Annotated in this window: 16 protein-coding genes; 7 read left to right on the top strand and 9 right to left on the bottom strand. The window is 71.6% G+C overall.

The genetic code is table 11. The features are described from left to right. Positions 1 to 21 precede the first annotated feature (21 nt). A complete protein-coding gene (locus FO059_RS10115) occupies positions 22 to 714 on the bottom strand; it encodes a metal-dependent transcriptional regulator (protein ID WP_143908477.1) in 693 nt (230 codons plus the stop codon). Between the two features lie 204 nt (positions 715 to 918). Here FO059_RS10115 and FO059_RS10110 point away from each other — a divergent pair, with 204 nt between their 5' ends. Both FO059_RS10110 and FO059_RS10105 read left to right on the top strand, forming a co-directional pair. Next, positions 919 to 2,238: an acetoin utilization protein AcuC gene (locus FO059_RS10110; protein WP_143908475.1), complete on the top strand. Its 1,320-nt coding sequence runs from the start codon at positions 919 to 921 to the stop codon at positions 2,236 to 2,238. After that, entirely contained in the window at positions 2,222 to 4,927 is a 2,706-nt protein-coding gene (locus tag FO059_RS10105) for a bifunctional acetate--CoA ligase family protein/GNAT family N-acetyltransferase (RefSeq protein WP_143908473.1), read from the top strand. The genes FO059_RS10110 and FO059_RS10105 overlap by 17 nt, the downstream gene beginning before the upstream one ends. A gap of 210 nt (positions 4,928 to 5,137) precedes the next feature. On the opposite strand, the gene FO059_RS10100 is transcribed toward FO059_RS10105, so the two are convergent. The 3 genes from FO059_RS10100 to FO059_RS10090 form a co-directional block, all read right to left on the bottom strand. Beyond that, positions 5,138 to 6,124 (bottom strand): sigma-70 family RNA polymerase sigma factor, encoded by a 987-nt coding sequence (locus FO059_RS10100; protein ID WP_143908471.1) that lies wholly within the window; start codon positions 6,122 to 6,124, stop codon positions 5,138 to 5,140. A 205-nt stretch (positions 6,125 to 6,329) separates the two neighbouring features. Continuing rightward, on the bottom strand, positions 6,330 to 7,886 hold the full coding sequence (locus FO059_RS10095) for a DUF7782 domain-containing protein (RefSeq protein WP_372497892.1): 1,557 nt from the start codon (positions 7,884 to 7,886) through the stop codon (positions 6,330 to 6,332). A gap of 64 nt (positions 7,887 to 7,950) precedes the next feature. Then, positions 7,951 to 8,364 carry a DUF3099 domain-containing protein gene (locus tag FO059_RS10090; RefSeq protein ID WP_143908469.1) on the bottom strand — a complete coding sequence of 138 codons (414 nt, stop codon included), beginning with the start codon at positions 8,362 to 8,364 and terminating at the stop codon, positions 7,951 to 7,953. An 82-nt stretch (positions 8,365 to 8,446) separates the two neighbouring features. Here FO059_RS10090 and FO059_RS10085 point away from each other — a divergent pair, with 82 nt between their 5' ends. Then, complete coding sequence (locus tag FO059_RS10085; protein WP_372497893.1) at positions 8,447 to 8,698, top strand: DUF3039 domain-containing protein; 252 nt, start codon at positions 8,447 to 8,449, stop codon at positions 8,696 to 8,698. On the opposite strand, the gene FO059_RS10080 is transcribed toward FO059_RS10085, so the two are convergent. Then, entirely contained in the window at positions 8,671 to 9,864 is a 1,194-nt protein-coding gene (locus FO059_RS10080) for a YihY/virulence factor BrkB family protein (protein ID WP_143908465.1), read from the bottom strand. The two genes, FO059_RS10085 and FO059_RS10080, sit on opposite strands and share 28 nt — an antisense overlap. Positions 9,865 to 10,069: 205 nt before the next feature. Here FO059_RS10080 and FO059_RS10075 point away from each other — a divergent pair, with 205 nt between their 5' ends. Beyond that, the gene (locus FO059_RS10075; protein ID WP_143910634.1) at positions 10,070 to 11,833 is read left to right on the top strand and encodes a DEAD/DEAH box helicase; all 1,764 of its coding nucleotides are present in this window, start codon (positions 10,070 to 10,072) and stop codon (positions 11,831 to 11,833) included. Between the two features lie 126 nt (positions 11,834 to 11,959). Here FO059_RS10075 and FO059_RS10070 read toward each other — a convergent pair whose 3' ends face one another. Beyond that, a complete protein-coding gene (locus tag FO059_RS10070; protein WP_143908463.1) occupies positions 11,960 to 12,151 on the bottom strand; it encodes a DUF7455 domain-containing protein in 192 nt (63 codons plus the stop codon). A 358-nt stretch (positions 12,152 to 12,509) separates the two neighbouring features. Between FO059_RS10070 and FO059_RS10065 the strand changes: the two genes are divergently transcribed. Both FO059_RS10065 and FO059_RS10060 read left to right on the top strand, forming a co-directional pair. Further along, complete coding sequence (locus tag FO059_RS10065) at positions 12,510 to 12,992, top strand: cation:proton antiporter regulatory subunit (RefSeq protein WP_143908461.1); 483 nt, start codon at positions 12,510 to 12,512, stop codon at positions 12,990 to 12,992. Positions 12,993 to 12,998: 6 nt separating this feature from the next. After that, the gene (locus FO059_RS10060; RefSeq protein ID WP_143908459.1) at positions 12,999 to 14,309 is read left to right on the top strand and encodes a cation:proton antiporter; all 1,311 of its coding nucleotides are present in this window, start codon (positions 12,999 to 13,001) and stop codon (positions 14,307 to 14,309) included. Positions 14,310 to 14,459: 150 nt separating this feature from the next. Here FO059_RS10060 and FO059_RS10055 read toward each other — a convergent pair whose 3' ends face one another. Further along, positions 14,460 to 15,755 carry an RNA polymerase sigma factor gene (locus FO059_RS10055; RefSeq protein ID WP_143908457.1) on the bottom strand — a complete coding sequence of 432 codons (1,296 nt, stop codon included), beginning with the start codon at positions 15,753 to 15,755 and terminating at the stop codon, positions 14,460 to 14,462. A 245-nt stretch (positions 15,756 to 16,000) separates the two neighbouring features. Next, complete coding sequence (ppgK, locus tag FO059_RS10050; protein ID WP_268892885.1) at positions 16,001 to 16,774, bottom strand: polyphosphate--glucose phosphotransferase; 774 nt, start codon at positions 16,772 to 16,774, stop codon at positions 16,001 to 16,003. A gap of 253 nt (positions 16,775 to 17,027) precedes the next feature. Between ppgK and FO059_RS10045 the strand changes: the two genes are divergently transcribed. Next, positions 17,028 to 17,945, top strand: coding sequence for an inositol monophosphatase family protein (locus FO059_RS10045; protein ID WP_372497894.1), 918 nt, complete (start codon positions 17,028 to 17,030; stop codon positions 17,943 to 17,945). Between the two features lie 57 nt (positions 17,946 to 18,002). On the opposite strand, the gene cei is transcribed toward FO059_RS10045, so the two are convergent. After that, a complete protein-coding gene (cei, locus tag FO059_RS10040; protein WP_143908453.1) occupies positions 18,003 to 18,656 on the bottom strand; it encodes an envelope integrity protein Cei in 654 nt (217 codons plus the stop codon). Positions 18,657 to 18,749: the final 93 nt, after the last annotated feature.

Here is an 18,749-nt window from a genome sequence, read left to right as displayed (position 1 = left end):
GTGCCGGGTTTCCGCCGTCGGTCATGCGATCGTCTCCACCTGGACGGCATGCGCGAGGTCATCGGGCAGGTGGAACGACTCGTGGCCGACGGCGGTGATGTACACGCCGTCGCCGTCCACGAGGACGGTGACGCGCGCGTTGGGCACCACGCCGACGTCGCGCAAGGCGCCCAGCGTCTCCGTGTCCACCTGCACGTGCTCCGCCAGCCGGCGGATCACCACCGCGGTGGACTCGCCCTGCGGCAGCTCGCTCAGCCGCGTCAGCCCGGGGGTGGTGGCCATGCCCGCCTGCTCGATACCCAGCTGGTGCAGCCCGGGAATGGGGTTGCCGTACGGCGACGTGGTCGGCCGGCCGAGCACCGAGATCAGGCGCCGCTCGACGTCCTCGCTCATCACGTGCTCCCAGCGGCACGCCTCCGCGTGCACCTCCTCCCAGTCCAGCCCGATCACGTCGACCAGCAGCCGCTCGGCCAGCCGGTGCTTGCGCATGACGGACACGGCGATCTCCCGGCCCTCATCGGTGAGTTCGAGGCGGCGGTCGGCGCCGACGCGGATCAGCCCGTCGCGCTCCATGCGCGCCACAGTCTGGCTGACGGTGGGACCGGACTGCTCGAGGCGTTCCGCGATGCGGGCCCGGAGAGGGACGACCCCCTCCTCCTCCAACTCGTAGACGGTGCGGAGATACATCTCGGTGGTGTCCACCAGATCTTTCACTCTGTCGGATCCTTCACTAGGTTGTCCCTCACGTCCTCGCCAGTCTATCGTCGCCCACTGCGGCCGGAGAGACCAATGTGGACGATCGGTCCGGGGGATCCGAGCCGGACGGCGGCCGCGCTGCGGCCCGGGGATCCGCGCGGCAGCGGGGGCGATGGAGCGAGCAGCGCACACCGGGCGGCGGCGGGCAGTAGCGTCAGGTGCATGTCACCTCATACGGAGCCGGGCGTGGCCGGCGCGACGCGCGGAAGCCACGGCCACGGGCCGCCGGGCGGGCGGCGTGCACCGGGGGATCCGGCGGTCATCTGGTCCGACGAGTACCTGTCCTACCGGCTCAGCGACACGCACCCGATGAATCCCGCACGCCTGGACCTGACCATGCGCCTGGCCACGGATCTCGGCGTGCTCGACGGGGTGGAGACTGTCAGCCCCGCCCAGCCCTCGGACGGCGAGCTGCTGCGCGTGCACACGCCCGCGTACATCGCGGCGGTGCGCAATCCGCACGGCCGGGTCGAGCACGGCCTGGGCACGGACGACAACCCGGTGTTCGAGCACATGCACGAGGCCAGCGCCATCCTCGCGGGCGGGTCCCTCGCCGCGGCCCGGGCCATCGCGTCCGGCTCGGCGCGCCGGGCCGTCAACATCGGCGGCGGCATGCACCACGCGATGTCCGACCACGCCGCGGGGTTCTGCGTCTACAACGACTGCGCGATAGCCATCGCCTGGCTGCTGGACAACGGCTTCGACCGCGTCGGGTACGTCGACGTGGACGTCCACCACGGTGACGGCGTGCAGCGCGCGTTCATCGGGGATCCGCGCGTGCTCACCGTGTCGATCCACCAGCATCCGGCGACGCTGTGGCCGAACACCGGCTGGCCCGCGGAGACGGGCTTCGGCGACGCGGAGGGTTCGGCGGTGAATCTGGCGGTGCTCCCGGGCACCGCGGACGCGTTGTGGCTGCGGGCATTCCACGCGGTGGTGCCGGGCGCGCTGCGCGCGTTCCGTCCGCAGATCATCGTCAGCCAGTGCGGCGTGGACAGCCACCGGGAGGACCCGCTGGCCGACCTCAACCTCACCGTCGACGGGCATCGCGCGGCGTTCCGCGCGATCCGTGACCTGGCGGACGAGCTCTGCGAGGGCCGCTGGCTGTCCACCGGGGGCGGCGGGTACGGCGTCACCCGGGTCGTGCCGCGGTCGTGGACACACCTGCTGGCCACCGTGCTCGACGTGGACGTCCCCGTGGACACTCCGACGCCGGAACGATGGCGCGAGGCCGCCCGGGCGGTGGCCGCGTCGGCGTCGCCTGAGCTCATGCTCAGCGCGGAGGCGCCGGAGACGATGGGCGACGGCGGCGACGTGGACTTCGAGCCGTGGAACGGCAGATCGGACCCGCTGCCCCTGAGCGCGGTCACGCAGATCGACAAGGCGGAGCGCGACCTGGCGCGTATCGACGCGGCCATCGCCGACACCCGCGACAACGTATTCCCCCTACTCGGACTGGACCCGGATGACCCACGAGACTGAGAACCCCGCACCCGCAGGCGCCGACCTTCCCGCCGAGGGAGAAAAGGTCTACCACTATCCCGAGCACTGGGTGGCCGACGTCCTCGCGTCGGACGGCCGCGCCGTGCGCATGCGCCCCATCACGCCCGACGACGGTGACAAGCTGGTCGAGTTCCACTCCACGCTGTCCGAGCGCACCCGGTACCTGCGCTACTTCGGGCCGTACCCGACCATGTCGACGCGCGACGTCCGGCACTTCACCCACCTCGACTACGTGCGCAGGGTGGGGATGGTCATGGAACTCGGCGACAAGATCATCGCCGTCGGCAGCTACGAGGGCCTCGACAACGTCGACGACGGCAGGTCCGCGGAGGTCGCCTTCGTGGTGGCCGACAACCACCAGGGCCGCGGGCTGGGACCGGTGCTGCTCGAGCATCTCGCGGGCGCCGCGGCCGAGAACGGGCTCGAACGGTTCGTCGCCGAGGTGCTCGCCGAGAACCGGCACATGGTGTCGGTGTTCCGCGAGGCCGGATACCAGGTCAGCCGCAGCTACGACGGCGGCGTGGTGCACCTGGAGTTCGACATCGACCCCACAGAGGCGCTGCTGTCGGTGCGCAACGCGCGCGAGCGCGCGGCGGAGGCGCGCAGCGTCCGCAACGTGCTCACGCCGCGGTCGATAGCGGTGATCGGCGCCTCCACGGACCCGTCCAAGGTGGGCCACGCGGTGCTGCGCAACCTGCTGGGCGCAGGGTTCACCGGCCCGGTGTTCCCCGTGAATGCGGAGCACCGCTCGGTGCAGGGCGTGCGCGCCTACACGTCGGTGCGCGACGTCCCGGACGATCTCGACCTCGCCGTGGTGGCCGTCCCCGCTGAGGCCATGGACGCGGTGATCGAGGACTGCCTGGCCAAGGAGGTCAAGGCGCTGGTGGTGGTCTCGGCCGGTTTCAGCGAGACCGGGCCGGACGGCCAGGAGCAGGAACGCCGCCTGGTGCGGGCCGCCCGCGCGCACGGGATGCGCGTGGTGGGCCCCAACGCCCTGGGCGTGGCCAACACGGACACCGCGGTGGGTCTCAACTCGACGCTGGCGCCCGTTCTGCCGGGGCGCGGGCGGATCGGCTTCTTCTGCCAGTCGGGCGCGCTGGGCATCCAGATCCTCGACGGCGCGGCCAAAAGGCGTCTCGGACTGTCCACGTTCGTCTCGGCCGGCAACCGCGGCGACGTCTCCGGCAACGACGTCTTGCAGTACTGGGACACCGACCCGGACACCGACGTGGTGCTGCTGTATCTGGAGAGCTTCGGCAACCCGCGCAAGTTCTCGCGGATCGCCCGCCGGGTGGCGCGCGGCAAGCCGGTGGTCGCGGTCAAGAGCGGGCGGCACGCGGTCCCCCCGGCGCTGGCGGCCACCGGGGTGGAGATCGACGATGCGACGGTGCGCGCGCTGTTCGAGCAGTCGGGCGTGATCCACGTCGATTCCATCGCGCAGCTTTTCGACTGCGCGCAGGTGCTGGCCTATCAGCCGCTGCCGAGCGGACCGCGGGTGGCGATCGTCGGCAACTCGACGGCGTTGGGCGTCCTGGCCGCCGACGCCGTCCGCAGCGAGGGGCTCGAGGCCGGGGACCCGGTGGACCTCGGCGCCCGCGCGACGCCCGAGGAGTTCGCCGAGGCGGTGATCGCCGCCGTCCGTTCGGAGTGGGTCGACTCGGTCATGGCCGTGTTCGTGCCGCCCATCGCGGTGGCGCCGGAACCCTACGCGGCCGCGCTGCGCGACGCCGCGCAGCAGTCGGGGAAGCCGATAGTGACGACGTTCCTCGCCGAGGAGGGCATCCCGGACATGCTCGCGGTGCACGACGGCGACGGCAACCCCGGGCGCGGCTCCGTCCCGTCCTACCCGGGCCCGGAGCGGGCGGCCACGTCGCTGGCTCGTGCCTGGCGGTATGCGCGGTGGCTGGACGTGCCCGTGTCCACGATGGCACGGCCGGACGGCATCGACACCGAGCGCGCGCGGGCCTTGGTGCACGGCTGGCTCGCCGAGCGGGGGCAGCGCCTGCTGTCCGACAGCGAGTCCACCGCGCTGCTGGCGTGCTACGGGATCGACGTGGTGCCGTATGTGGAGGTGGCGGACGAGCCGTCCGCGCGGGAGGCGGCGGCGAATATCGGCTACCCGGTGGCGCTCAAGGCGCGCGCCGCGGACTGGCGGCGCCGGCCGGACCTGATGGGGGTGCGCCTGGACCTCTCGTCGGCCGAGGCGGTCGGCAGCGCCTATGCGGACGTGTCGGCGCTGTCGGGCAGCGACGTGGTCCAGGTGCAGAAGATGGCGCCGAAGGGGATCAATTGCGTGATCTCCGTGCAGGACGACCCGTCGTTCGGCTCGGTCATCTCGTTCGGGCTCGCCGGCGTCATCTCGACGCTGCTCGGCGACCGCGCCTACCGCGTCCTGCCGGTCACCGAGGACGAGGCCGTCGAGCTCATCGACGCGCCCAAGGGGGCGCCGCTGCTGCATGGCTTCGGCTTCGGGGTGCCGGTGGACAAGGGGGCCTTGGTGGACATGGTCCATCGGGTGTCGGCGTTGATCGACGACATCCCCGAAGTGCGCGAGCTGGTGTGCGAGCCCATCCTGGCCTCCGCGGACGGCGTCGCCGTCCTGGAGACCCAGGTGCGCATCGGCCACGAGCCGCGGTCCGTGGATCTGGGCCCGCGTCGCCTGCGCTGAACCGCGCCGGCGGCGGGGCAGGGGGCGGACATGCGCCCGCCCCCTCGGAAGGGAGGCCGAGGGGGCGGGCTACGCGGCCAGGGGAACCGCGCGGAATCGGGGCGGGAACCATGCGCCCCGACGCTTGAGGGAGGCCCGGACCGTGACCGGTCCGGGCCCAGCGGGGCCGCGCCGGCACGGCCCCGCTGCGTCACACGGGGTGGGGTTGCGTCACACGGCGTAGGCGCGCAGGCGCTCCGCGCGGTCGCCCTGGCGCAGCTTGCCCATGACCTCGCGCTCGATCTGACGGACGCGCTCGCGTGAGAGCCCGAAGGACTTGCCGATCTGATCCAGCGTGCGCGGCTGGCCGTCGTCGAGGCCGAAGCGCAGGCGGATGACCTGCTGTTCACGGTCGTCCAAGGTGGCGAGCACCGAGCGGACATCCGAGTGCAGGAGGTTGGCGATGACGGAGGTCTCCGCGTCGGTGGCGTCGGAGTCCTCGATGAAGTCGCCCAGCGGCGCCTCCTCGTCGGTGCCGACCGGCATGTCCAGGCTCACCGGGTCGCGGCTGTGGTCCAGCAGGTCGGAGATCTTCTCCTTGGGGATGCCGGACTCCGCGGCGAGCTCGTCGTCGGTCGCCTCGCGTCCCAGCTGCTGGTGCAGTTCACGCTTGATGCGGGCGAGCTTGTTCACCTGCTCGACCAGATGGACGGGTAGACGGATGGTGCGGCCCTGGTCCGCCATGCCGCGGGTGATGGCCTGCCGGATCCACCAGGTGGCGTAGGTGGAGAACTTGAAGCCCTTGGCGTAGTCGAACTTCTCCATCGCGCGGATCAAGCCCAGGTTGCCCTCCTGGATCAGGTCCAGCAACGGCATTCCCCGGCCCGTGTAGCGCTTGGCGAGCGACACGACCAGCCGCAGGTTGGCCTCCAGCAGGTGCTGGCGGGCCGCCTGGCCCTCACGCACGATGGTCGCGAGGTCGCGCTTCTTGGCCGCACCGAGCCGCGGGCGGGTCTCCAGCAGGTGCCGCGCGTACAGGCCCGTCTCGATGCACTTGGCCAGCTCAACCTCTTCGGCCGCGGTGAGCAGCGCGGTCTTGCCGATTCCGTTGAGATAGACGCGCACAAGGTCTGCCGACGGGCTCTGCGCATCCAGGTCTGCGCGGCTCATCGCGCGGGGGCGGTGGGTCTTGGAAACGCCGGTGTCGGGGCTACTCATGGGGTGCCTCCTGCCTCGTTGATGTCTCACACCGTTCAACGCGCGACAGCGACGGTTTAGTTCCCGACGTTCCCCAGCGTCATGCCATCTGACCTGCATGTTTGCGTGACTCTGTCTGAGAAGTTGCTGAGAGTTCGATGTGGAGGTGCGTGCGGGCTCTCAGGGTCGGTCCGCGGCGCCCCCGCCGCCGGGTGGCGACGCGTTCTCAGGAGTTCCCCGCGACGGGCCTCAGCAAACCGTGCCGGATGAGACCGACGACGAGCTCCGTGGCCTCGGCCGTCAGGGCGGCGGCGTCGGCTCCCCGGGCGGTGGCGAGCAGGCCGGCGACCTGAGCCGTGGTCAGCTCGCCCCGGCCCAGACCGGTGAGCAGTTGGAGCGACGCCTCGTCCACCTCGTGCTGCCAGCGCGGACCGCCGCCGCGGTGCAGACGCGTGACCACCTCGCGCCAGGTCGCCTCGTCCGCTTCCGGCGCGTCTGCGGACCCCGCGGCGGCGACGGATGCGGACGCGGTGGGGAGCAGCACGCGCTCGAGCGCGGTCGCGGGGTCGAAACGGAAGCGCGCATCCGCCACGTCGGCGCTGCGGAGCCAGGCCGCGCGCGCGAGCTGGTCCAGCGCCTCATCGCCCAGCGGATCGTCGAAGCCGTGCCGCAGGTCCTCGGCCGTCACGGACGTCGGCGCGTCGGTGCGCTGCAGATAGACGAAGCCGAAGCCGACGCCCTCGACGCCGGCGCGGGCGAAGTGCTCCAGCCAGTCGTCCGCGAGCGCCGCGTTCGCGGGGTCGCGCGGGTCCAGACCGGCATCGCGCATCCACGTGCCCACATACAGCGCCGGGTCGGCGACATCGCGTTGGACCACCCACGCCTCGAGACCGTCGTCGGGAAGCCACCCTGCGACGCGGGAACGCCAGTCCTCGTCGCGCAGATGCACCCAGGACGCCAGCATCGTGGCGACTCCGCCGGGCGCCAGGTGCGCGAGCGCCCCGGAGATCATGGTCTCGCTCGCGCCGTCGAGGGGAAGCCCGGAGTCGCGGTAGGTGTGGTCCACGGTGCCGCGGCCCACGACGAACGGCGGGTTGGCGACGATCCGGTCGAACGTGCGCCCCGCTGCGGGCTCGTACCAGGGGCCGCGCAGGAACTCGACCGGCGTCTCGTTGAGCGCACACCCTGCCGCCGCGAACTCGAGTGCGCGTGCGCTCACGTCGGTGGCCGTGACACTGCGCGCGTACCCGGCCGCGTGCGCCGCCTGGACGCCGCAGCCCGTGCCCACGTCGAGCACCGATCCGGTGCGGGCGGTGGGGGTGGCGCGCAGCAGCGACAGGGATGCGTGGCCGACGCCCAGGACGTGGTCGGGGGCGGTGTCGCGCGGGCGCATGCTGCCGTCGAGGTCGGAGATCATCCACCGGTTCCCGGCGCCCAGGTCCATGGGGCGCACGTCCAGTGCGGCCCGGACGCGGTCGCCCGCGACCTCCAGCAGGCCCGCGGCGACGGCTTCGTCGACGTCGACGGGGGCCAGGGCCGCGGCGGCTTCGCTGCGCGGACAGTCGTCGCCGGTCAGCAGAAGGCGGATGAGGGTGCCGGTGAGGCCGGCGCCGGCGGCGGCGCGGCGCACCGGAACGGGCTCACCACGGCCGAGCGCGTCATGCCCGTCGTCGCCGAGGACCTCCATGAGGGTGTCGGCGTCGTAGCGCTGGGACAGGAACGCCTCCCGCAACCGCGGTGCGAGTGTGACGAGGCGCGAGGCGCCGTCCGGGTGCATGCTCATGCACGGATTGTTTCAGGACGCCGCCGGGCCGGGGCCGGGACGCCCGGAAGGCGGCCGCCTGCCGTCAGCCCTCGATTGTGTGATGCGTGCGGGGTTCCAGCTGCCGGTCGTGTGCAGGGCGTTCGTAGCGCCGCAGCTTGTCCTTGCGCCGGGGCGGCGCGTCGTTGGCGATCAGCACCGCGATCCACGGCAGCGGGATCGATATGGCGACGATGATCAGCGCCGCCCACACGTTGTTCCACGTGCTGTAGACGATCACCGCGATCACCAGCGCGGGGATGCGGAAACCCATGAGGAGCGCGTACTTGCGTATGCGGACGCGCTGCTGCGCCTCGAACGACTCCTGGGCCTCGGTGATCCTGGGCGGCTTGCGGGTCGAGGATGCGGAGGACAGGTCCGACCCCGTTCCGTCGAAGCCCGATCCACCGCGGTACTGCTCGCCGCGTCCCGCATCCTCGTCGCCGCCGTCATGTCCCATGCCCCCATGCTCCCACTGCGCGGCGGCGGGCGCACTGGCCGGGGCTGGTACTCGGGGCGCGTTTTCCGGCATCATGGGGTACGTGAGTACTCAAACCGCCGGGCAGACCGGCCTGCTGGAGCCCGAGGTCGTCGAGGATGAGCACACCGACGACGACATCCCCAAGTTCTTCCACTATGTGCGCAAGGACAAGATCGCGGAGAGCGCCGTCATGGGCACCCAGGTGGTGGCGCTGTGCGGTGAGGTCTTCTCCGTGACCAAGTCGCCCAAGCCGAATTCGCCGGTGTGCCCGGAGTGCAAGAAGGTCTACGAGACCCTGCCGTCCGGGAGCTGACGGATCTCTCCCGCGGACGGGGGGCCGGTGCGTGTCCCGCCGCTGGAGGGGCGGGCCGGCCCCGGCGGCGGTTGCGCGGCGTCGCCCGGGCGCGCCGCGGGGTGCCGTTGGACCGTGGTGCGCCGCGGCGCGGTGGCGATGCGGCGCAGCGGTGAGGTCACCGTGCTCCCGGAGAGCCCGTCCAGCGCGTCGGACTGCGTGCTGAGCCAGTCCCGGAGCTGATCGATGCGGGTGCGGCGCGCAGGCCAGAACTCCTGGATGACGGCGTTGAACTGCGCCCCGAGCACCACCGCGAACCCCAGGAAGAATGTGAACAGCAGGAACGCGATCGGCGTCGCCAGCGCGCCGTAGCTGTACCCGGTCTGGGTGACGAGCGTCAGGTAGAAGCGCAGCCCGGCGCTGGCGAGGACGAAGAACACCCCGGCGAGCACCGCTCCCGCGAGCAGCCGGTGCCAGGGCAACGACCGGGGCAGGGCCAGCTTGTAGAGGGTGGTCAGGCCCGCCACCAGCAGCACCCCGACGGCCGGGAAGTACGCGAAGTCGATCAGCCGCGAACCGAAGCCATACCAGGAGTCCGGCAGGATCTGGGCGATGTAGGTGGGGCCCAGCGCCACCAGGGGCAGCGTGATCACGCTGAGCACCAGGAAGAACAGGTAGAGGATCAGCGCCACCACCCGTTGCCAGACGGGGTGGCGCTCATCCTTCTGCCCGTGCGCCTCGACGATGGCGTCGACGAAACACGAGATGGCCGACGACCCGGCCCACAGCGACAACACGAAGCCCACGGACACGATGGCGCCGCGGCCGCGGGCGAGGATGTCCTCGATGGTCGGCTGGATGATCTGGTCGACCACGTTGTCGGTGAACGCGGTGTGGGCGGCGGTGACGATCTTCGACTCGATCAGGTCGACGGTGTCGGGGCCGAACAGCCCGCCGATGTAGCCGAGGGAGCCGAGCAGCCCCAGGAGCAGCGGCGGCAGCGACAACGTCTGCCAGAACGCGGCCTGCGCGGACCGGCCGAAGATCCCCTCGGTGAACGACTTGACGGACACGCGTGCGATGACCCGCCACACGGTGGCCAGCGCGCCGAAGATCCCCTTGCGCGCTCGTCGCGCCCCGCCCGCCTCCTGCCCGCGGGTGCGGTGGGCCTGTCCGTTTTCGTCCATGTCGCCCTCCAGCATCCCTGACCGCGGTCCGGACCTGCCATGAAGGTCGCGGCGTGTCGTCCGGACCGGGCCACGAAAGGTGCCGAAAGCCTCCCTCTCCCGCACGCGCGCGGCCCGCCGAGTGGCGGTAGGCTCCATCATCGGCGGGGGAGCCGATGCGGAAGAGGTGTGGCAGCAGTTGGTCGTCGGTACAGGGGTCTCCGAGGTGCAGGATGCGGAAACGGCGGAGGCGGCCAACGCGGACGCCCGCGTGGGAAAGGGTGCGCTGCGCGCCTGGCAGCGCAGGGCGCTCACCAGGTATCTGACGACCAATCCGCGCGACTTCCTCGCGGTGGCCACGCCGGGTGCCGGGAAGACCACGTTCGGACTGCGGGTGGCCGCGGAGCTGCTGGCGGACCGCACCGTGGATCAGATCACGGTGGTCGCCCCCACCGAGCACCTCAAGTACCAGTGGGCCGAGTCCGCGCGCCGGGCCGGCATCGCCCTGGACCCGGACTTCTCCAACTCGGTGGGGCAGACCTCCGGCGACTACCACGGCGTGGTCGTCACCTATGCGCAGGTCGCCTCGCATCCGTTCCGGCACCGCGTCCGCACCGAGAACCGGCGCACCCTGGTAATCCTGGACGAGATCCACCACGGCGGCGACGCGAAGAGCTGGGGCGAGGGCATCCGCGAGGCGTTCGATGACGCCGCCCGCCGTCTCTCGCTCACCGGCACGCCCTTCCGCAGCGACGACAGCGCGATCCCGTTCGTCACCTACGAGCCCGACGGTGACGGCCTGATGCGCTCGAAGTCCGACCACTCGTACGGCTATTCCGATGCTCTCGCCGACGGCGTCGTCCGGCCCGTGGTGTTCCTCGCGTATTCGGGCGAGGCGCGCTGGCGCACGAGCGCAGGCGAGGAGTACTCGGCGCGGCTCGGCGAGCCGCTCAACGCCGAGCAGACGGCGCGGGCGTGGAAGACGGCGCTCGACCCGGCGGGGGACTGGATCCCGTCCGTCCTCACGGCCGCCAACACCAGGCTGGCACAGCTGCGCTCCGGAGGGATGCCGGACGCCGGGGGACTCGTCATCGCCACCGACCAGACCACCGCGCGCGCCTACGCGAAGGTGCTCGCCGCCATCTGCGGCGAGGAGCCCGCAGTGGTCCTCTCCGACGACCCGTCCGCCTCGCAGCGGATCGCGGAGTTCGCCGCAGGGGACAGCCGGTGGATGGTGGCGGTACGCATGGTCTCCGAGGGCGTCGACGTACCGCGCCTGGCCGTGGGCGTCTACGCCACCAGCGCGTCCACGCCGTTGTACTTCGCGCAGGCGATCGGACGCTTCGTCCGGTCGCGCAGACCGGGGGAGACGGCCAGCGTGTTCCTGCCCTCGGTGCCGGTGCTGCTGGACCTCGCCAGCCAGCTCGAAACCCAGCGCGACCACATCCTGGGCAAGCCGCACCGGGAGGAGGGGCTCGACGACCAGCTGCTCGCGGACGCGAACAAGCAGAAGGACGAGCCGGGCGAGGAGGAGAAGGCCTACACGTCGATCGGCGCCGACGCGGAGCTGGACCAGGTGATCTACGACGGGTCCTCGTTCGGCACCGCGACCTTCGCCGGTTCCGACGAAGAGGCCGACTACCTGGGTCTGCCCGGGCTGCTCAACGCCGACCAGATGCGCGACCTGCTCCGGCGGCGGCAGAGCGAGCAGCTCGACGATCGGTCGACCGGGGCCGGTGCGGCCGCGCAGGCCACGCCCGCCGGGCCGGCGGTGCCGGCGCCCGCGGGGGACGGCGGCACCGATACCCGGCGGCAGCTCACGGAACTGCGGCGCGAGCTCAATGCGCTCGTGGCCCTCAACCATCACCGGACAGGCCGCCCGCACGGCGTGGTCCACGGTGAGCTGCGGCGCGTCTGCGGCGGGCCGCCCACGGCGCTGGCCTCGGCCGAGCAGTTGCAGGCGCGGATCACCTACCTGCGCAGCCACTGACCCCGGGGTGCCGCGGCGGTCCGCCGGACGAGGCATCGGGGTGACGCGACGCGCCCGGGCGGGGCCGATCGATCGGCCCCGCCCGGGCGGAAGCGTGGTCAGGCGGCCGCGCGGTGCCGCTCGCGCTCAGGCGTCGACGGGCTGTGCGTCGATGGTCGCCGCGATCTCGCGGAGGCGGTCCTCGTGCTCGTTTCCGTGGTGGCGGCAGAACAGAAGCTCGCCGCCGGAGGGAAGCGTCACGCGGACCTTGGCGGCCGCACCACAGCGGTCGCAGCGGTCGGCGGCGGTCAGCGGGGTGCTGATCAGTGTGCCTGTCATGACTCCTCCGTCCTCGACACCCGATGGGTGCGTCTCAGCGGTTTCCCGACCCCGATGGATTTCGGGTCCGGGACCATCCGGTTGCATGAACGCGAACTCGGCTGTGACGTTCTGTCCGTTCACTGTGCCAGACGCATGGGCGGTCCGGGTTGTTCCCGTGCGCGTCGGCGTGTGACCGAGGGCATGCGCCCACCGTCCCGACCTCGGCTGAACCCGCTGTTCAGGCGTGCGGAGCCGCGGATTGCGCCGAGAGCGAAATCGGCGGCCGAGGCCGGTGGCGGGGCCGCCTCGCACGCCACGCGGACGCGATGCATCATCGAGGTGCAAGTGGACGAACGCGCTGCGTTAGGGTGAGCCGATGAACGTTGAAGTCACGCCCCTCCCGGGGATCGGTGTCCGCAAGGACTTCGAGGTTTCAGCACGGCGCCGCATCGGCGTCGTCTCGCACCGTGAGGGCGGACTGGACCTGATCCTGTCCCGTTCGGACGATCCGGACGCCTGCATGGCCTCGATCCCGCTGACGGTCGAGGAGGCGTCGACGCTGAGCAATCTGCTCGGCGCTCCGCAGCTTGTCGAGCAGCTGCGCGATGAACATCGCGACCTTCCCGGGCTCACCACCCGGCAGATCTCCGTGCCGGAGGACTCGCCGTTCGACGGCCGTGCGATGGGGGACACGCAGATCCGCACCCGGACGGGGGCGTCGATCGTCGCGGTCATGCGCGCCGGCGAGATCTACCCGTCGCCGCGCCCGGACTTCACGATCATCGGCGCGGATCTCCTGATCATCGTCGGAACCGCAGAGGGAATCGAGGCCGCCGCCAAGATCCTGCACCGCGGGTAGGCATCGGTGGACGCCGCGACTCTCGGGCTTCTCGAGCTCGGTGGCGTCTTCTTCGTCCTGGGCGTCGTCGGACGCCTCGCGGGCCGCATCGGGCTGTCGCCGATCCCGCTGTACCTGCTGGGCGGGCTCGCCTTCGGCAACGGCGGGCTGATCTCGCTGGGCGACATCGGCGACTTCAGCGACTTGGCCGCCGATATCGGCGTGGTCCTGCTGTTGCTGCTGTTGGGGCTGGAGTACTCGGCGGCCGAGCTGATGACCGGGCTGCGCCGCTCGTGGTTCGGGGGCGTGCTCGACGTGGTCCTCAACGCCGCGCCGGGCGCGGGTCTGGCGCTTCTGCTCGGGTGGGGGCCCGTGGGCGCGCTGGTGATGGCCGGCGTCACCTACAGCTCGTCGACGGGGATCATCGCGAAGGTGCTGTTGGACCTGGGCCGCTACGGCAACAGGGAGACGCCCGTGGTGCTGTCCATCCTCGTGTTCGAGGACCTCGCCATGGCGGTGTATCTGCCGATCCTCACCGCCGTGATCGGCGGAGTCAGCGTGCTCGGCGGGTTTGAAGCGGTCGGCATCGCGCTGCTGGCCGTGAGCGTGGTCCTGGTGATCGCGTTGCGCTACGGGCGGTTCGTCTCGGCACTCGTCTCCAGCCCGGACAAAGAGACGTTCCTGCTCAAGATGCTGGGTGCCGCGCTGTTGGTGGCGGGGCTGGCGCAGGCGCTCCAGGTCTCCGCGGCGGTGGGCGCGTTCCTGCTGGGCATCGCGGTATCGGGTGCGACCGCCCGCAGTGCCGCCAAACTGCTGGAGCCGCTGCGGGACCTGTTCGCGGCGATCTTCTTCGTCGTGTTCGGGCTCAACACGGACATCGCGACGATCCCGCCCGTGCTCGGCTGGGCGCTGGCGCTGGCGCTGGTCAGCACCGTCACCAAGATCATCACCGGCGTCATCGCGGCGCGGCACGCCAACGTGGCCAGGATGGGCCAGCTCCGTGCCGGCACCACGCTGGTGGCGCGAGGCGAGTTCTCCATCGTCATCGCGGGTCTGGCGGTCGCCGCGGGTGCCGTCAACGGTGAACTCGCGGCCATGGCGAGTGCCTACGTGCTGATCATGGCGATCCTGGGGCCGGTGCTGGCCAAGGTGGCCGAACCCGGCGCGCGGGGCCTGCAGGACCGGGTGGCGCGCCGGCGCAACCGGCGTAGGCGCGCACGGGCCGAGCGGCTGTCGGGCACGGAGCCGGACGTGGCCGAAACCCGGTCCGGCGACCCCGGCGGCGACGGAGAACTCCGTGCCGGACCGGGCGGGTCCTCCGAACCCGCGGGGGAGTGACGGCGTCCCGCAGAGGGCGTTGAGAGCATCTGCCCGGCGACAGGTCCGGCGGGCGGGGGACGGGACGAATCCGGCCGCCTCCCAGTGCACTGGGAGGCGGCCGGAGCATGCGGTTCCGCGGGTGCGCGCCCCGCGGAACCGGTCGACGACTCAGTCGAGATAGTCGCGCAGAACCTGTGAGCGCGACGGGTGGCGGAGCTTGGACATCGTCTTGGACTCGATCTGGCGGATCCGCTCGCGGGTGACCCCGTAGACCTGCCCGATCTCGTCGAGCGTCCGAGGCTGCCCGTCGGTGAGGCCGAAGCGCAGCCGCACGACGCCCGCCTCGCGCTCGGAGAGCGTCTCGAGCACCGAGCGCAGCTGGTCCTGCAGGAGGGTGAACGAGACGGCGTCCACGGCCACGATGGCCTCGGAATCCTCGATGAAATCGCCGAGCTGGCTATCGCCTTCGTCGCCGATCGTCTGGTCGAGCGAGATCGGCTCGCGGGCGTACTGCTGGATCTCGAGGACCTTCTCGGGGGTGATGTCCATCTCTTTGGCCAGTTCCTCCGGCGTGGGCTCGCGGCCCAGGTCCTGGAGGAGCTCGCGCTGGATGCGGCCGAGCTTGTTGATGACCTCCACCATGTGCACGGGGATGCGGATGGTGCGGGCCTGGTCTGCCATGGCGCGGGTGATGGCCTGGCGGATCCACCACGTGGCGTAGGTGGAGAACTTGTAGCCCTTGGTGTAGTCGAACTTCTCGACGGCGCGGATCAGGCCCAGGTTGCCCTCCTGGATAAGGTCCAGGAACGCCATGCCGCGGCCGGTGTAGCGCTTGGCCAGGGAGACGACCAGGCGCAGGTTGGCCTCGAGCAGGTGGTTCTTCGCGCGGTTGCCGTCGCGGGTGATCCACATCAGGTCGCGGCGCACGGCGACGGTGGGGCGCTCGCCGCGTTCCTTGTACTCGCCGAGCTTGTGGTTGGAGAACAGCCCGGCCTCGATGCGCTTGGCCAGCTCCACCTCCTGCTCCGCATTGAGCAGCGCCACCTTGCCGATCTGCTTGAGGTACGCGCGCACCGAGTCGGCGGAGGCCGTGAGCTCCGCGTCCTTGCGGGCCTGGCGGAGCGCTTCCGACTCGTCCTCGTCCCAGACGAAGTCGCCGGACGCCTTGTCCTTCTCGGAGGGCTCCTCGGGCTCGTCGTTCACGGGGATCTCGGCCGGGTCGATGTCCTCGGCTTCGGGCGCGGCGCCCTCCGGGCCGGTGGCCTTGGCGCCGGCCTTCTTGGCGGCGGCCTTCTTCGCAGGAGCCTTCTTCGCGGCCTTCTTGGCCGGAGCCTTCTTGGCGGCGGTCTTCTTCGCCGCCGGCTTCTTGGCGGCGGCCTTCTTGACTGGTGCGGCGTCGGCGTCGGACGGTGCCGAGGACTCCGTAGAGCCGTCGGGTGTGGGACGGGTATCGGTGGCTACCACGTACGCCCTTTCATGACGATGTCGTGCAAAATCACACCGGCGGTGCCCGGCGGAGAGTCTGAGCGGATCTTCCGGAACGAGCCGGACTGTGTGCCATTGTAACGATCGACGGGACCCGGTGGTCGTGCACGTGACCCCAGCAGCGGCGCCGTGGCCCGTCGGGCCCGCGGATCAGGCGGTGCACCTGCGGCGGCGCCGTCCCCCCGCATGCGCCGACGGGGCTGACCGGCCGTCCGCTCCGCCGTTCACGATCTCGCCGGGGAATGCGGCTGGGGCTGGAGCACCGCCCCCGGCGCGGCGGCCATCAGCGCCGCGCCGGCGATGCCCGCCCTGTTGTGCAGGGTCGCGACGCGCACCGGCGTCTCGTTGGTCAGCCGCGGGACCCACTTGTCCGAGTCCCTGCTGATGCCGCCGCCGACGATGAACACGTCGGGATAGACCAATCGCTCGATGGCCACGAGCACCCGGGACACTTCCGCGCTCCAGTGCTTCCAGCTCATGTTCTTGCGGGTGCGCACGGACGAGGCGGCGCGATGTTCCGCCTCCTTGCCGTCCACCTCCAGGTGGCCGAACTCCGTGTTGGGTATGAGCATGCCGTGGTTGAGGATGGCCGAGCCGATCCCGGTGCCGAAGGTGAGCAGCATGACGGCGCCGTCGACGTCGCTGGCGGCCCCGTATCGGTCCTCGGCGATTCCCGCGGCGTCCGCGTCGTTGAGGACCGCGCAGTCGAGGCCGAGGGCATCGCGGAAGTGGTCGGCCGCCGCGACGCCGATCCACGACGGATCGATGTTGGCGGCGGTACGCACGATGCCGCCGCGCACCACCGACGGGAGCGTGATGCCCACGGGCCCCGCCCACTGGGCGCGCTCGACGATGGTGCGCACGGTCTCCGCGACCGCGTGGGGTGTGGCGGGCGAGGGCGTCGCGATCTTGATGCGCGAATCGACGAAATCACCGGTGCGCAGGTCCACCATGGCGCCCTTGATCCCGCTGCCGCCGATGTCGACACCGAACGCGATCTCGTGCGAAGCCGCTGCGGCCGTCGAGTCCGCGCCGCCCTGAGCCGCGCTGCTCCGTTCCGAGTCGCTCTTATGCGCGCTGCCCTGATTCGCGCTGCCCTGATGCACGTTGAGTCCCGGCGTCACGCCCACCGCAATCCCTCTCCCCGTCGTCGAACCTGAGTAGCGGACATCACAATACCCGCTGCGCGGTGGCCGTACCGGCGTCGACGGATCGCGACCCGTGTGCTGCGATGGAGGGGTGACAGGCTTCGTGGATCGACCCGAGAACAGGTACGGACCCGGCTCCGGGGAGGCCCCTGCCATCGACGGAGCCGGGGCGCAGGAGCTGCTCACGGTGGCCGTGGACGTGGCGCAGGCGGCGGCCGCGCACGTGCGGGGGCGCAGACCGGAGGTCTTCGGCGGGCCCGGGGGCGGGCCTCGGGGCGGCGGCGCGGTGCGGGCCAAGAGCACGCCCACGGATCCCGTGACGGTGGTCGACACCGAGTCGGAGGACCTGGTGCGGTCCATGCTCGCGCGGCTTCGTCCCGGCGACACGGTGCTGGGCGAGGAGGCCGGCGGCGGTGCGGCACGTCCGGGGGCGGTGCGGTGGGTCGTCGACCCGATCGACGGGACTGTGAACTTCCTCTACGGGATCCCGGCCTACGCCGTCTCACTGGCCGCCCAGATCGACGGCCGCTCGGTGGCGGGGGCCGTCGTGGACGTGGCCGGCCGGCGGCTCTACAGCGCGACGGCCGGCGGCGGGGCGCACGTGACGGAGGCCGACGGGACGGTGTCGCCCCTGCAGGTCACCGGCGTCACGGACCCGGCGGTGGCGCTGGTGGCCACCGGCTTCGGGTATGAGAGGTCGCGGCGCGTGCGTCAAGGCCGGGTCATCGCGGAGCTGCTGCCGCAGGTGCGCGACATCCGGCGGATCGGTGCCGGGGCGCTGGATCTGTGCATGGTCGCGGACGGGCAGGTGGACGCGCACTTCGAGCACGGGCTGAGCCCGTGGGATTGGGCGGCCGGGGCGCTGATCGCGGGCGAGGCCGGGGCAGTGGTGCACGTGCCCGGGCCCGATTCGACCAGCGGCGAGGGTGCCGTCACGCTCGCGGCCGCTCCGGGGATCGCGACCGCGCTGCGGCGCATTCTGGACCGCGCGGGAGGGCTGGACCCGATCCCGGCGCAGTGACGCGGAGCCGGCGATCCGTGCGTGCTCCGGCGTGCGGCGCGGCGGCCGCGCGTGCCGTCAGCAGCGCACGTTGTGTGCGCCTTCGATCAGTGCCGGGTCGATCTCCGGCGCTGGCCCGCCCTGGGGGACCCGCAGGGCCTTGAGCACGGCCTCCGCGTCGGAGTTGGTGGACAAGTCGTGGAAGAGGGTGCCCAGGGCCAGGTCGACGGTGGCGTCGGCGCGGTCGTCCCGGATCAGCTCGGCGCACGGGACCACCAGCCACAGGGCGCTCGCAGCGGCTTCGCCCTGGGCGCCGAAGCGGATCTGACCCTGACATTGCAGGGCCTGATTGAGGTACACCGGATCGTTGGAGACGGCATTGTCCGCGGCCGGATGGAAGCCGATATCGCTCAGCCCCGCGGCCACATGGGCCGCCTGGCCGCTCTGCCCGTTGGCATTGAACACCCGGATGCGGGTGTCCGCCAGCGGCGCGGGGTCGACGTCCTTGATCGAGCCGTCCACGTGGCGGCCGAGCGGGGCGCCGCCCGGGTCCGGCGCGTTGCAGGCGGTGGCCGACGCGTCCTCGCCGTCGGAGCTGAAGGCGAGCGTCCAGACGATCGCGACGATGACGACGAGGACGGCGGCGAGGATCAGGCCGGGCAGGCGGTTGCGGTGCCGGAACGGACGGCCGCGCCAGTCGGTCGAGTGACCGTTGGTGATCAGTGCAACCACGGGCTGTGGGCCTTTCCTCGCGCCACGGGGGCGGCTTCCTCTTGTCGTTCACCGGATTCGCGTCCGCATGGCGGGCGCGCACCGGCGGGCCGT

The sequence above is a fragment of the Tomitella fengzijianii genome (genome assembly GCF_007559025.1).
GTDB lineage: Bacteria > Actinomycetota > Actinomycetes > Mycobacteriales > Mycobacteriaceae > Tomitella > Tomitella fengzijianii.
The sequence above is the reverse complement of the archived record's forward strand: the minus strand, read 5'-3'. Positions and strand labels throughout refer to the sequence as shown.

Bases quoted from the DNA above. Each gene is read 5' to 3' on its own strand.
- FO059_RS10110 (WP_143908475.1), top strand. From the start codon at position 919: ATGTCACCTCATACGGAGCCGGGCGTGGCCGGCGCGACGCGCGGAAGC.
- FO059_RS10105 (WP_143908473.1), top strand. From the start codon at position 2,222: ATGACCCACGAGACTGAGAACCCCGCACCCGCAGGCGCCGACCTTCCC.
- FO059_RS10100 (WP_143908471.1), bottom strand. From the start codon at position 6,124: ATGAGTAGCCCCGACACCGGCGTTTCCAAGACCCACCGCCCCCGCGCG.
- FO059_RS10095 (WP_372497892.1), bottom strand. From the start codon at position 7,886: ATGAGCATGCACCCGGACGGCGCCTCGCGCCTCGTCACACTCGCACCG.
- FO059_RS10090 (WP_143908469.1), bottom strand. From the start codon at position 8,364: ATGGGACATGACGGCGGCGACGAGGATGCGGGACGCGGCGAGCAGTAC.
- FO059_RS10080 (WP_143908465.1), bottom strand. From the start codon at position 9,864: ATGGACGAAAACGGACAGGCCCACCGCACCCGCGGGCAGGAGGCGGGC.
- FO059_RS10070 (WP_143908463.1), bottom strand. From the start codon at position 12,151: ATGACAGGCACACTGATCAGCACCCCGCTGACCGCCGCCGACCGCTGC.
- FO059_RS10065 (WP_143908461.1), top strand. From the start codon at position 12,510: ATGAACGTTGAAGTCACGCCCCTCCCGGGGATCGGTGTCCGCAAGGAC.